Raw genomic sequence first — 14,966 nt, 5'->3', positions numbered from 1 at the left:
ATGAAAACAGCAGGCTGATTTTTAATACCTAAGCTCTTCTCACCACCTTCCGGATTTTATGCTGGGTTTGATTTTTTCATCCTCCCGTATTTCTTTCCAATCGGTATGATTCCGCTCGGAAGACCGTTCCCTTTTTAGCTCCTCCCGTAAGGGCGCATCGGCTGCGATTGTCGCATCGGGAGCGACCGTTTCTTCCGGTTTTACTTCGCTGTTGTCCTCTTTTTTGAGCGAAAGGGCGATCTTGCGATCCAGCTCCGCGGCCTGTCTCTTCAGCTCCTGCAATTCCTCCTCTTTCTTCCATACGGCAGAAACCATCGTTTCGAACGTCGGTATCTTGGCTTGTGTCGCAGCCAGTTCTTTCCGGTGACTCTCGACGACTCTGGGTATCTTCTCCAAAGCATTCAGAAAGTTCATGCAGGCCAGTTTGGGGTCTTCAGCCAAATGTCCGTTGTTGTAAGTATAATAGATGCTGCCACAACCTTTCACAAAGAACCGGTTATCCACGAAGTCGAAACTCTCTTTCATGGAGGCTTCGCTCTTGACGGATAATTGAAAGCCGTATAATTCGCCGATCGGCATGTGCTCACCGCCTGTTCGGGCTTTCTCTTCGTACTCTTTCAGCCTGCGGGCGATTGTTTTGATATCCCTGCCGTCTTCCACTCCATCGATCCGTATCGGGTTTTGGTATGTCCCGTCTTCGTTTTTCTTTACCCGATCCTCGAAAACCGTCCGGTCTCTCCCTGCTTCGGCGATTTTCTTCTCATGAAACTCGACTGCACCCTGAAGTTTCGCCAGTTGCGAACGGGCCGTATCTCTTTCGTAAAGAAAGTTCTTTCGCTCGCTCTCCATCGCCATCACCTTCTTATCCAACCGGGCTTTCTCCAACAGGTCGGTATTACCGGATAGCACGGCTACATATTCGGAAAAGTTCATGCCTGTTGCTTCGTCCATGCCACCTTCGTCGATGCTTCGACTTCCGAGGGAGTTTGTCTTCAGCTGATTGATGAAAAGCTGCTTGTTGTGCAACAGGTTGAACTTGTAGCTGTCGAGCGACTTTTCCACGGCGTAGATGATGACATCGACCTTGTTGCCGGCATGGAACTTGGCTACTTCATTGCCTTTGCGGATTGCCCTGCCATCCCGTTGCTCCAGGGCACTGGGCACCCAGGGCGTATCAAGATGATGCACCGCCACAGCCCTCTGCTGGGCATTGACGCCCGTTCCGAGCATTTCGGTGGAGCCGAACAGGACACGTATGCTGCCGGCATTCATGCCCGCGATCATCGCTTTCTTGGCAGCCTCCGTTTTGCATTCCTGAATGAAACGGATTTCCGACGCAGGGATGCCGTAATCATCGGTCAGTTTTCGTTTGATTTCGCTGTAAACGTTCCACTCGTCCGGCTTGTACGTGCCCAAATCCGAGAAAACAAACTGGGTACCTTTCTCCCGTTCATATTTCCGGTAATAATCGTGGATCAGTCGGGAGCAGTGCGAAGCCTTGTTGTCGATATGGTCTTCGTAAGAAGGAGAGATCATCCGCATGTCGAGCGACATCTTTCTGGCGTAGTCGGTGGCGATAAGCATCTTCGCCTTTTCTTCCCGCTCGGAGAGTTTCTCCCGACCCAATAGCTCGGCATTACCTGTACGGGCAAATTCCATCAGCTTTTGGATAAAGGCTTCCTGCTCGGGCGTCGGCGGAATGTGATGCAGAATTTCATGCTTCTCCGGACGGTCGATCCCGATGTCCTTCGCCGTGCGGAAATCGCAGATTTCGGCGTAGAACGCTCCCAATTCGGGGACTTTGATAAAGGTGCGGAATCGCTCCTTCTGGATAATCTCATTGGTCACCGAAAATTCATAGTCGGTGCTTTTCCTGGCAAAGACGGCTGCCCATGCGTCAAACGTTCCGATTCCCTGCTTTTCGAGCGCTTGCGGTCTCAGGTATTTGAACAGCAGATACAGCTCGGTCAGACTGTTGGAAATGGTCGTTCCCGAGAGGAAGGTCGCCCCTAAATCCTTGCCCGTGCGTTCCTGAATGGTGCGGATGGCAAAGAGCAGGTTCAGGGCACGCTGACTGCCTTCGCTGTTGCCCAGCCCCGCTATCCGGTCGTGACGGGTCGTAAAAGTCAGGTTCTTGAATTTGTGGCTTTCATCCACAAAAAGGTGGTCGATTCCCATCCGTTTGAAATCGATCGTATCGTCCTTCCGTTCGGCGATGTCGTCGGCAATCCGGGTGAGTTTGGCCTCCAGATTCTTTTTCCGGATTTCCAACCCTTTCAGCATTCGTCCGGAAATTTCCCGTCCCTGCTGACGGAGCACTTCCAGATTCTCTTCCACCGAGTCGAGTTCTTTTTGAAAAATCCCCTCCTGTATTTCGAGCGATTGGGGAATGGCCCCGAACTGTTCGTGGGTCAGGATGATGCAATCCCAGTCATTGTTTCTGATATCGCTGAAAATCCTTGCCCTGTTTCGGACGGTGAAGTCGTTTTTGCCGGGATAGAGAATACGTGCATTAGGATAGGCTTTGCTGAATGTGGCGGCAATATCGTACACATTGGCTTTTAGGCCGATAATCATCGGTTTGTTCGCCAGACCGAGCCGTTTCATCTCGTAAGCGGCTGTACACATGATCATCGTTTTGCCGGCTCCCACCTCATGGTCACAAATGCCGCCACCGTTCATCTTGAGCATCCATACGGCATCTTTCTGGCTCTTGTACAAATCGTCGAATCCCAATGCCTTTACGTCCAGACCCGGAAAGGTCTGATGGCTGCCGTCGTACTGCGGTCTTACGAAACAGTTGAACAGCCGGTTGTAGCGGTCGGCAAGCTTTTCCTTGAAAGTGTCGGGCTGCCGGACAAGCCATGCGCTGAACTGCTCCCGCATCTCTTCGATCTTTGTATTGGCCTGCTGGATGGCATCCCCGTCCCGTACTTTGATCTGCTTCTCTTTTCCGGTTTCTTTGTCAAGAACCGTTTTCGACTTGCTGATATCGGGAATGGTATTGTGAAGCGCATGTTTCATCAGATTGATTCCGTCGTAGGTTTTGAACTCGCCTTTGACCGCATAAGTATGAGATATTTTCGGATTCTTCGTCGGAGCTTTGACCGTGTACTCGTCGGCCGGTGCGCTGTATCCGATATGAACCTCGGTTTCGAAGAGCTCCGATGCGAATCGGGCATAAATGCCGGAGGGAATCCAGCGTTCTCCGAAATTGAAGTCCAGATCGGCAAACGGAATGGGGGTCGGAATCGCTGCCTTCAGGGCCGAAAGGCTTTTCTTGACAGCTTCGTTCTCTCCATGCTGTAATACCCATTGTTCGATTTCTTCCGCTTTTTCGATAACATTTCCGGAGATAAACCGGTCGGCGATCTGATAACCTCGCTCTATGGGATGATAGTATATACGACCTTCGAGCGCGGCGACAATCTCGTCTTCTTCCTGTTCCGGCAAAAGAGAGGCCATGTAAGCGAGACGAACTTCTCCGTATTTGTTCAGCGAAGCGGATAAGGCCTCCAACGGAGTCTCCGCCGTCCGGAGCGCCGTTTGGCTGAAAGCCGTCGGATGGTCGAAGATGTCGGCTTTGATATACTGCCCGTCCCGGCTTCGCTCCAGGAAGAAGATGTCGGAGCTGCCGGTATCCATACGCAGGAGTTCGGCGTTTTTACGGGCGTTGAGATGTCCGTAAGCGCCGACGAAACGGTCGTACAGGGTATTCAGGCGGTTTCGGGTTTCTTTGTCTTCGATCTCCCGGGTTGTTTCGTAATCATAAAGGCGGTGGTAGGTATCGCGTAAGTCGATATAGAGCGCCAGCCTGCCGATTTGTGCCGAAGGTAGATCCACGGGATGAAACAGAGGGTTACCCTCCGATACCTGCGAGAGGTAGCCGATCTGCTTGCCCTGGCGGACAATGGAACCGTCACGCAGGTGTTCGCCGATAACCGAGAGGTAAGGACGAGGGGCGGTATCGAACGAAGGCGGTGCGGGCGGTTGACGAAACTGTTCGGTCAGTGCGGGCGTATCCCACAGACCTGAAAATAAATCGGGCTGACCGGATGTCTGTTGCTGTTTCCGGCTTGATGGGCGTTGGGTACGAGGTTTGACCGGTGTCGGTTTCCGTTCCCGTTCCACTTCATTGAAACGCTCCACTTCCAGGTTCCATGTTTCAATGGCGCCGATGGGGAAAAGGGAAGGTACGTCAAGATCCACCGACTCTACCGGATGATGTTCTTCATCGAAATAGACTGCTCTTCCGTTCATTTCCCGCGGGCTTTCCACATCGGTGCGTATTTCTCCCCGCACAGGGCGGTTCGGGGTATCGTACTGCCTGAACAGGGTCATGACCGGAACACCATCGGGGGCCTGTTCTTCAACCGCTTCGGACGTTTTTTCCGCTGGTTCGCTCGCAGGAGCGGGAAGAATCGGTTGTCGATCTCCGATGGCTTCGCCTGAAACCGGATCGAGGGTTTGTGCATGGATGCCGTCGCGGTCGAAAGTCAACCGGTGTTTCGTAATCCGGATATCTTCGGGAGAGATGTCCGTTTCTTCTTCGGCCGGATATGTGCCGGACAAGGCCTTCGCTTCGGCTTTATCCGTTCGGTGCACAATTACCTGTTCTTCCGTATGGGTATACCGTTCTCCGATATATTCTTTCAATTCTTCTACCAGATGCAAAGCCTTTGGCGTAAAGTGTAAATCCCGTTCGATCCCCAGGCCCATTACCTTGACCTCCTTCATTTCGTCCAAAGACATATAGCCTAACTCCCAGCCATACCCCATCGTGACCAGGCCGAATCCTACTCGTTCTTTCGGATCGTACTCCAACAGATAGGCGGTATAGGCGCTCATGGGATGGAAGTAGCGGGCACAGGCTACCTTGTCTCCGACAAGGCTTTTTTCGGTAGCGTACAGTTTGGGAAGCTGTCCGGCAAGACTTTTGGGCATCAGGTCATAAGCCTGACGTGCCTCTTCCCGCCCGGCTTCTCGCTCCTGTTCATCCTCCATGTCGAAGAGAGCGCCGTTTTTTTTCGTTTTTTCTTCGGGATGATCCGGTTCTTTTTGCTCGGGGGAAGACACGTCCTGCTTGTTTTCAAGCCGATCGGCTATCGCTACGCGATGACCGGCCCGAACCAGCACAGGAAGGTATTGATCCAGTTGTTGGTTGTGAAAGCTGCAATATGGTTCTCCGAAGCGGTCGGACAGGCGAAGACCACAGGTATCGGACAAACGCCTGGCTGTCGCCCCGATCGTTTCGTAGCGGTCTTCATTCCGTATCAAAATCAGGATCGTTTTATCCTGCTGTTTGCTTAAAATCTTTTCCTGTGTCTGTTTCAGCTCTTCCATGGGAGACGGTTCCGAATCGGGTTCGGGGTAGAGCAGCCGGTATTCCGCCGCCGGCAGATTCCGTTCGTTCCACTCCTGTTTGGAAAGCCCCTCGAGTTCCCGTATGGCACGGATAAGTCCGCTTTCGATCCACTCGGCCTGTATAGCGGACGGACGACGGATATACCCCCGTTTTTCCGCTTCCGCCAGAATACGCTCCGATGATGCGTCCGTTGGTCGTTTGACCGCCTGGTTGATCTGCATCACACGGAGAGACATCCGTACGGGATAGATAGCCGTTATATCTGTATGAGGGACGGTAATGAGCCCTCTGTTCTCTCCGTCCGGATCGGCATGGATAACTGCCCAGACTTTACCATCTTCCCGTTTATACGGACCTTCGGTATAGACGGCCAGCGTTTCCGTTCCCAAAAAACGAATATGCATCATATCGCCCTCCTGCACATGCCGGAGATCCTCACGGGGAGTCGCAAACTGCGTACGGGCCAGTTCATCGAGCAGCCATTCGTTGGTGATGAGCCGGTGAGCTGTTGCCAGATGGGCGGGAAGTTCGGGTAAAGAAAGACGGCCTGCCTCTTCGACAGGCTGCGTTTCCTGTTGTGTGGTGGCTCGATCCGGCCGGTCGATTTCCAAACGAATGGATTCCGCTGTGGTTCGGTCGGGTGTTTCGTTTTCGGGGGCTGTAGCTGGTTGTACGGTCTCTGCTCCCGTCAGATAGAATTTCCGGTCGAGATGTTGCCTGATGTCTGCCGACAGTTTTTCACCCAACTCCTTTGAGATACCGTCGATTCCTCCGTCATGCGTATACACCATCGCAGGCTTTCCATAAGCATCCGTTCCGGGGAAGCGCCGGGTTGCAAGCACATTTTCGGCATTTTCTCCGGCAAACAGAGGATTTTCCGTGAATGTTTCTCCCTGATAGGAGACCGTAGCACTTTGGGTAAAGGACTTTTCGCTCTCTGTCCGTATCCCTTTGCCTGTTTGCTTTTGCAATACGATCAAATCACTTCCGGCCTGCGTTCCGGCATTTTCGGAAAACATTCCGTCGGGCAGGCGAAGCGCGGAAATAAGCCGGCTGTTTTCCATCAAATAGCGACGAATCGATTCGTTTTTCGGACTGTCCGACAGCCCTCGCGATGTAATGAAAGCCAACAGCCCGCCTTCCTTGAGCGCATCCAGTCCTTTGACAAAAAAGTAATTGTGGACAGCCCGTGTCGATTCGTTTTTGACCGGATCTTTCCCTTTGGCATACGACCGGTCATAGACGACAAAATTTCCGAATGGAATATTGCTGGCCACCAGATCGTATGTCCCCATCTGTCGTTCTTCGATCTCTTCGAAGCCGATGATACGGACTGTTTGTTGAGGATTATCCGCCGATAACAGGCGCAGGATGCGCCCCGTAGCTTTGTCTTTCTCCAAGGCTGTCACTTCGGTATGCTCTCCTGCCAGTATGTGGGAAAAAACACCCATACCGGCCGAAGGATCCAATAGTTTTCCGACAGGAATCCGATGGCCCCTCAAAGCGGAAGCGATGGCCCGTACGATCCGTTCATCGGTATAGAAAGAGGTAAGCACGCTGCTTTTGAGACTATCCCACAGGCCTCGGGCTTCGCGCTCGCTTGCGCTCTCTCCGAAGATCAGCTGCTTTAATTCCTGTACCATCGGGAAGAGTTCCAGTTCGGATTTGACCCAACGGGTACGGTCGGCAAGCGTATCGACCGGCTTGAGAATGCACGCGAGGCCGCCGAAACCGTTGTAACGGCTCAGAGCTTCTCGCTCAACCGGTGTCGGCAGACGGTGTTCCTTCTCGACCGCAAGCAAGGTGCGGATGGCTTCGATGTTGCCCCGGAGTGTCTCTTTCTTGTGGTATGCCATACGTTTTATGTTTGAGGTTTACGGGGTTTGGAATCGAAGACGAAGGAGGTGCCGCCATCTTCGTCGAGCTTCAGGCGGGCATTGAAGGTTTTTCCCGATTTGCCGGTCAGCCGACAGAGTAGCGGAGTGCATCCGTCAGTCATCAGGGCATGAATATGTTCCTTGCTCAGGATGGTGCCGCAAAGCTCCCGGAAGACTTTGAACCCACAATCATCCGTTACGCATTTGGCGATTTTGGGAAACACCCGTACCGAATCGTTCCCGCATAGCGGGCAGCGGTAAGTCTTGTAATGAGCATCCGTGTTTCCGGCGGCTGTCGTCAGCAGTTCTTCGCATATTTGACGGGTATAAACTTCGATGCTCTTCCCGAATGTCCGTTCGTCCATGGCGCCTGCTTCAATGGCAGCCAGAGCGACTTCCCATGCTCCCGTCATTTCGGCGTCGGCGATCTTTCGTCCGGCGACCAGTTTATAGACGGAAAGACCTTTTTCGGTCGGGATAAGCATCTTCTTCTCCCGACGGATATATTCCCGCAGGATCAATGTCTCGATGATGGCCGCACGTGTGGCAGGCGTACCGATGCCGCAACCGGCAAGGGCTTTGCGGGCTTCTTCGTCCGCAACTTCCCGTCCGGCGTGCTCCATGGCCGACAGCAGCGTGGCTTCCGTATAAAGGGGCTTGGGCTTTGTTTGATGTTCGGTCATTTCGAATCCGAAAACATCGAGCCGGTCGCCTTCCTGCCATTCGGGAAAGCTGTCCACGACGGTTTCTCCTTCTTCTACCGACTCTTCCACCGATCCGCGGATGGCTTTCCAGCCGGACTTAACCCGCCTCTTCGCCTTTATCCCGAAACGATGCTCCCTTTGAGCGAGTGTCGCCGTCAGCGTTTCTTCGATGGCGGCTTCGGAAAAGGATTCCAGCATACGTACGGTAATCATCCGGTAGAGCACCTCCTCGTCGCGGGTCAGGCTGCCGGACTTTTCTCCGGTAAGGAGAATGGCATGGTGGTCGGTTACTTTCGTATCGTCCACGCTCCGGCGGTTAAGTGTACCGGCTGTGAGCTTTTCGACGTAATCGCCATAATCGGGATCATCTTTCAGACTTTCTAATAGCGAAGGGATCTCTTCAAAGATGTCTTCGCTGATATACCGGCTGCCTGTACGGGGATAGGTGGTACACTTTTTCTCGTACAGGCTTTGGGCCAGCGAGAGCGTCTTTTCCGCCGTATATCCGTATCGCTTGTTGGCTTCTTTCTGAAGAGCGGTCAGATCGTAGAGTAAAGGTGGTGGCACAGGATTCGTTTGTACGGAAACGGACGAAACGATGAGTGCTTCGCGCGGATCCAGATCCTCCATCGCCCTGTCCGCTGCTCTGCGGCTTTCGTATGTCGTTTCTCCGATGCCCTTGACGGAGAGGCCGGTGGGCAGCGCATGGATTTTCCAAAACGGTACGGACCGGAAATCCCGGTGCTCGATATAGCGGCGGCAAATCATCGACAGAGTCGGTGTCTGTACTCTACCCAGGGAGTAAGCGCCTCCGCGGGCGATGGAGAGGGCGCGGCTGGCATTGATACCGACAAGCCAGTCGGCTTCACTGCGAGCCTTGCCCGAGAGATAAAGGCGGTCGTACTGCCGGCCGTCAGCCGGCCGGGACAGTCCCTCACGGATAGCCTTATCGGTGAGGGAGCTGATCCACAGGCGGTCGAAAGGTTTGCGGCAATCCAAATAAGCATAGATCAGGCGGAAGATCAACTCGCCTTCACGTCCGGCGTCGGTGGCGACGATGATGCGATCGCTCCGGTCGAAACACTTGCGGATGATATCGAGCTGTTTCAAGGCGGACGGATCGTCCGCGCAGGTCGTTCCTTTGCGGATCTGTCGGACGACTAACCGGAAAGGATCGGGGATAATGGGCAGTTGCTCGCGGCTGTATGTCGGGAAGCCGTATGCTTCGGGCATCGCAAGGGTAACGAGGTGTCCGAAGGCCCAGGTAACCACATGGCCGTTTCCGGAGAAACAGCCCTCTTCTTTGTGCGTTGCACCGACGATGCGGGCTATATCGCGGGCGACCGAGGGTTTCTCGGCAATGATACATTTCATGGGATACGATGGTTAAGGTTGAGATAAAATAACCGGACGAACGGTGGCGTCCCATCCGTCCGGCGGTTCATGAGAGCGGAGAAAAGGGCTATATCTTGCGCCCTCTTTTGCGAGGCTGCTTCTGCTCCTCGCTCTCCTGTTTTGCCTGTTGTTTTTCGGTAGGGCGCACCTGACCGCTTTTGAGGGGTTCCTTGACGTGCCTGGTAGCTTCGTTCGTCTTACCTTCATTGTTGACGGCTACCTGTGTCTTGTGTCCTTCGGCCACGGCTTCGACCTGTTCCTGCTTTTTGTCCGGATTATAGCGATAAAAACGGGGACGCTGCTGCTCCTTGTCGTAACGGACATAGGCACTGAAGATTTCGCCTTCCTTATCCACCATATTTTTAAGGTACAGGGTGCGTCCTTCCGAAAGGGCTTTCTGCTGTTTCTCGGTCAGCTGATACTTGCAGAGGGTCGCCGGCACGCCATACGGAGAATCCGCCTGCGGCTTTTGAGAGGGTTGCCTGCGTTCTTTGAAGGAAAGGTTGTCGTTGAAGATAAACTCGATGCCTCTTTTCTCGGCATTGACCTGAAGCGTGGCATCGAACGGTTTGCCGCCACGCGAGAGCATACCTTCTACTTTCACGGGCTTACCTTCGGTCAGATCCCGATGCTGCTGTTCGGTCAGCAAGACGTTTTTAATCTCTTGCGGAATGATCACGCGGTCGGCACGAAGGGCGACCAACTCATTGGTCAACGGGTCGATTGAGACGTAGCCTTTGAAGGGTTCGCCGTTTTTGGGGGTCAGCTCCACCTGTTTCCCCAGATTGCCCGAATGCAGCAGCGTCGCTTTTTCGTCCTCGCTGAAACGATAGCCCATATAGGGTAAATCGAGCTGCGGCTCTTTGCGGATGCTGTGGATGGCCAGCCCCAGACTGCCGTCTTCGCTTCGACGCAGAGCGATGCGTGCTTCGGTATAGATGGAGGTTTCTCCGAAAGGAACGGAGATTCCGACCAGACCCGTTTTCTGCCAGTTGAGTAATTTGTTCAGGTCGCCGGACTGTTCGAGCCGGTCACGACTCAATCCGAGACGTTCCAACTCTTTCCAGTCGACTTTGGACTCGTCGATGGCGGATGCTTTCTGTGCCGGAGCAAACTCGTCGAGATTCATCCGGATACTTTCCAACATAGCCTTGTTCTGAGGTTCCTCACGTCCGGCAAGCATGTTTCTCAGTTCGGCTACCGACTCGACGGCACGGTCGGAAACCAGACGGTATACTCCGAAATGGGTCGGGTCTTTGAACTGCTTGACTAAATTCGACAGGAAGTTTTTGAGTATACTGTCGTTCTTCTTGAATTTCATGAAAGCCGTTTGATTGGCTTCCGTCGGTTCGACGGTCTTGACCCGGCCGGCTTCATCCATGGAGGAGACGACGGACAGGTGTCCTGCTTCGGTGGGGGATTGAACCCTGCTACGATCCTCCAGAACGAGTACGTAGTTGTCTACATTGTTTTCCATATACTACTGCGATTATAAGGTTATCGCAGCAAAGATAGGCGAGGCAAATAGGAATGATGCCGATGGGTTTCTTAGCGTTCCTTAGAGTGGAAAAGGATGAAATTATGGAAAGTCATACTTAATTCGCAGTTGAATCATCTTTTAGCAATTAAGGCTGATCGTAGAAGATGTAAATAAGACAGAATGACTAAAATCTGGATTAAAAGTTGAATTTGAGAGAGAACATAAACTCCCGCCCTCTCAATGGCATCTGTTGAAAATATGAGTTAACAGTTGATACGCTTGTGATGGAAAATATGTCATTGTTGAGCAGGTTATTTGCAGTTATGCCAAATTCCATTCTTTTATACTTATAAGATGCTGCCAGATCAAGAAAAAAGAATGATAAATACTTATTTTTTTTCTTTTCATATAAAACGTGATCAGCAGTGATAGATAGGTCTATTTGTTTGGTTGGGAAAAAGAATAAAGATAAATTTTGAGAAAAATCTTTTAGCAAAAGGGTTTCTCTTATATTGTTTTTGTTCCATGTTCCTCTCCCTAAAACATTGTAAATCAGAGTGAATTTTTCAATAGCTTTCCATTCTGTCTTCGCCGAGAAAGAAAGGATATTTGTGATATTTCGAATTCGCATATCTTGCTGAATTAACCGTGATTTTATATGAGTGTAAGAAGGACTGAACGTTAGAGAAAGTTTCCATGGTATGATTGTCTTGGATATATCGGAAACAACAGAAAAGAGAGAACCTTCATTCCGGTGCTGTTCAGTCGTATGATAGGCCCATTGTGGGGTATTATGATATTTATTTATGAAATTAAATGATGAGTGTCGGTAAAGAATATTGAGATTGAAGAAGAGCATATCCACAAGGTTTTTATACCGAATCCTTTCCGATATATTGTAATTATCACTATGGTTAAACGAGCCGGAAGGAATGTAGATAGCCCTGTATCCTCTCAAATAAGGTGCATCCAATAAAGAAATATCTTCTACATAATCGAAATCTCGTCCCAGTCTCGTATATAATTCCCATTGGTAATTGATTTTATATGTCCAACTGAATGAAGGAGAAAAAATGAACCTCTCATCTTTTTTTTGAGATTCTGAATTGTCGCTGGAATAACGACTGTATGAGAAGGGGAGATTCAATTTGATGACAGATCGATCCGATTTTGTCTTAATTTGATAGCTTGGAGAAAAACCAACCTGCAAACGCTCTATATTTATCTCTTGTGACGGCTTAAATGTCCCCCATATCGTATTCATTTCTTCGATCTTGAGGGTATTTCTCATATCCTTTTTCTGATATTTCATGTTAAGTTCCAAATATAGACTGTTTCCTAACATATCAAACGTCGAACTAATCCTATTTTTGGCAACAAGATGCTTGTTATAGAAGGTTTCGTTTATGTTATCCTTGGGTACATTTACATGATGTTGCTTTTCTAAATCTTCATCATTAAAGCTGAATCTAAAAAAAGAATTTGCTTTGAAAGTTTGGTTGTTGTCGAATTTGAATAAAGACTGGAAATCATTTTGAATGTGATAAAGCTCTCCGGTGTTTAGCACCTGAAAATCGTCATCTCCATTTACTATCGTATTTGTTTTTATCTTTTTCCGATAATATACCAATTGATCTTGTATATACTTATTTGTAGAATTATGCTCATAAGTAGCTGATAGACGAGTGTTTCCCGTCTTCTTTTGAAACTCTGAACGCTCGGATATATTTAGAGTATTATTTCCTGTTGCGAGACTTTGCAATAAACTGAATTCTTGATTGGTCTTATCTTCACCATATGCGAAATTTATTTTCAACTCACTTTCTTTATTCAAAGGAATCAAAGTATTGACACTTCCCAAGATAGTTTTGTTAAATAGATGCCTTTCCATCGGTAAGGGAACTCCTCTGGGAGATGGAGCGATTACAGCATCAGAAGTTAGAGGTTCATAAGAAAAAATATTACCGATATCCAGCTTTTCATCCAATTCATTTAAGATAAAGCTCCCATTATTGCCACCCTTCAAATTACTCATAATTTGAAGGGTGTTGCTAAGGTACGCCGCAAAGCCTCGTCCATCATAGAGAAAAGGGGAGGCTCCTGCTCCAAGTTTTGCCTCCCCGAAAGGGCGTACAGTATACCCCTTTTTCAATCGAAGATTTATCGCCGCTTTTTCAGAGTATTCTACACCTTTCAAAGCTTTGACATGCTGATTGTTTTCTAAAACTTCTACAGAACTGACTGCATCGACATCTAAATTGTTTGTTGCAAGATTATATTGTCCACCCAATAAATCCCGACCTTCAATGTAGAATTTGTTAATGGATTCCCCCATATAGGAAATCGCTCCATTTTCCGAAACTTTTATCCCTGGCAATTTCTTCAGGATGTCAACGATATATTTGTCTTCTTGACCTCGAAAACTATTGACATTATATTTGATTGTATCGTTATGATTGGTTATCGGGGGAATGGAAACGACAACTTCTTGGAGATTTTGAGTTGATACGGATAATACAATCCGACCATTCTTGATGAGTCTTAATTTCTCAATGGAGATCTTATAATCATGATACCCCAATAGCTTGAATAATATGGCATGGGAATCATCCCTTATGTTCGAAACAAAAAAGCCGTCTTTATCGGAGAAAGAGAAGTCGATTGTTCGCCCATCGGCATTCATGACCTGACAAATAACATTTTCTAACCCCTTTCCGCTTTCTGCACAAACTATTCGCCCTTTATATGTATTCTTTTCCGGCTGAGATTGAGCTTCCGCATAAAAAAAAGATAAACTAAGGGCAAAAAAACAACAGAGAGATTTATACCACATACCGCGTACCGTATTTATTCCAATTCAATCGGATTATGAGGTTTTGGTTTTATTTTTTTCAGTGTTTCAGGACTAACAGTGGCTCTTCCTCCCATTAGCTGTAATATGCTTGCAGGATTAGCTCGTAGATTACTGATAACCTTTCGAACTTTATCTCTTGATAGAGTTTCCACGTTATTTGCTGTAAAATATAATGGATCAAAACCTGTCACTTTATTTAATCCATTCATTGTAAATTTATAATGCCCTTTTACATCGAATATTTCCAAAATAAGCCCTGGTAAGCCTGTAAAGACATATGGACCATCATTCATTGCTATATCGGGACAATACCAAGCGATATAACATCTTCCTCGATACGTGCAAGTGGCTTTTTTGCAGGTATATCCTTGCAAAACCTTTTCACCGGCTTCCAATTTCCATTTTATTTTCACTCCTTCATCCACGTATCTGTAATTATCCCGCGCCGTAATCATCTGCTGAAATGTATATACACCCTTCTGTGGAAAATTCTTCATGATGGTCGGTTCAAATTTGATTTGTCTGCCTATAGGCATTACACGACCTACAATTTCCATAGCACCTAAACCTGATTTAGATAAGGCGTTAAACAGAGAATCTTTGCGTAAAGCATTATAATCCAGAAAAGAGCTGAACTTTGATCCCACCAATAAAATCGTTTGTGCTTCCGTTTTCAAATCAGTTGCTGTAGAATCTTTGCAGAAAGTAAGCTTATAATACACACGGTATTTTGCATTATCTACAATCTGCATTGGAATAGAATCTTTGGACAGATTTGCTCCTACACCTATCTTATCTACTTTTTGCGCATTTGCATTAGCTACGAGTGAAAATAAAAAAATAAGCGCTCCGATAGAATTCTTAATTTTCATGACTTCCAATAATTAAATCAAACTTGCTTTACAATTCATATTCCCAGAAAAAACTATGCCAAAAGCACGAAGAGAACTATCATTTACCGAAGAAAATCCTCGCTCGACTTTTGGCATAATTTCATAAAATCATACGGCTAATCTCCACAGAAATAAGCTTCTAAGAGCAATGCGTCGTTTACAACATCAGCACCGGTGTGATAATCCTCATACACCATCTCTATGCTAACTCCGCAACTCGTGTGAATCCACACATGATGTCCTGCAAACGCACTGACAGCAGCAGTGCAAAGAAGACCAAACGCTAGCACAAATTTCTTCATAGTTTTTGTTTTTATGATTTGTGTTGTTGAAAATTATGGAAGACACACTATCGTCCTCCTTGCGCGCAAGATAGGCATAAAAATCCATATCACCAA

5 protein-coding genes and 1 pseudogene are annotated in these 14,966 nt (G+C 48.6%); all 6 read right to left on the bottom strand.

Going from position 1 to position 14,966, the window contains the following annotated elements:
* Positions 1-39: 39 nt before the first annotated feature.
* Entirely contained in the window at positions 40-5,343 is a 5,304-nt protein-coding gene (locus tag C7382_RS05465) for a DUF2958 domain-containing protein (protein ID WP_449421197.1), read from the bottom strand.
* Between the two features lie 984 nt (positions 5,344-6,327).
* A pseudogene (locus C7382_RS10350) lies at positions 6,328-6,660 on the bottom strand (N-6 DNA methylase); the annotation flags it as partial.
* 566 nt (positions 6,661-7,226) lie between these two features.
* On the bottom strand, positions 7,227-9,320 hold the full coding sequence (locus tag C7382_RS05460; protein WP_116679288.1) for a type IA DNA topoisomerase: 2,094 nt from the start codon (positions 9,318-9,320) through the stop codon (positions 7,227-7,229).
* An 88-nt stretch (positions 9,321-9,408) separates the two neighbouring features.
* Positions 9,409-10,818 carry a DUF3945 domain-containing protein gene (locus tag C7382_RS05455; RefSeq protein ID WP_116679287.1) on the bottom strand — a complete coding sequence of 470 codons (1,410 nt, stop codon included), beginning with the start codon at positions 10,816-10,818 and terminating at the stop codon, positions 9,409-9,411.
* A 199-nt stretch (positions 10,819-11,017) separates the two neighbouring features.
* Positions 11,018-13,654 carry a TonB-dependent receptor gene (locus C7382_RS05450; RefSeq protein ID WP_116679286.1) on the bottom strand — a complete coding sequence of 879 codons (2,637 nt, stop codon included), beginning with the start codon at positions 13,652-13,654 and terminating at the stop codon, positions 11,018-11,020.
* Positions 13,655-13,668: 14 nt separating this feature from the next.
* Positions 13,669-14,547, bottom strand: coding sequence for a GLPGLI family protein (locus C7382_RS05445; protein ID WP_116679285.1), 879 nt, complete (start codon positions 14,545-14,547; stop codon positions 13,669-13,671).
* Positions 14,548-14,966 lie beyond the last annotated feature (419 nt).

It is taken from the genome of Porphyromonas loveana (assembly GCF_003096695.1).
Taxonomy (GTDB): domain Bacteria; phylum Bacteroidota; class Bacteroidia; order Bacteroidales; family Porphyromonadaceae; genus Porphyromonas; species Porphyromonas loveana.
This window is presented reverse-complemented; position numbering and strand designations above follow the sequence as displayed.

Excerpts from the sequence above, each read along its gene's own strand:
- C7382_RS05445 (WP_116679285.1), bottom strand. The coding sequence starts at position 14,547 with ATGAAAATTAAGAATTCTATCGGAGCGCTTATTTTTTTATTTTCACTC.
- C7382_RS05455 (WP_116679287.1), bottom strand. The coding sequence starts at position 10,818 with ATGGAAAACAATGTAGACAACTACGTACTCGTTCTGGAGGATCGTAGC.
- C7382_RS05465 (WP_449421197.1), bottom strand. The coding sequence starts at position 5,343 with ATGGAAGAGCTGAAACAGACACAGGAAAAGATTTTAAGCAAACAGCAG.
- C7382_RS05450 (WP_116679286.1), bottom strand. The coding sequence starts at position 13,654 with ATGTGGTATAAATCTCTCTGTTGTTTTTTTGCCCTTAGTTTATCTTTT.
- C7382_RS05460 (WP_116679288.1), bottom strand. The coding sequence starts at position 9,320 with ATGAAATGTATCATTGCCGAGAAACCCTCGGTCGCCCGCGATATAGCC.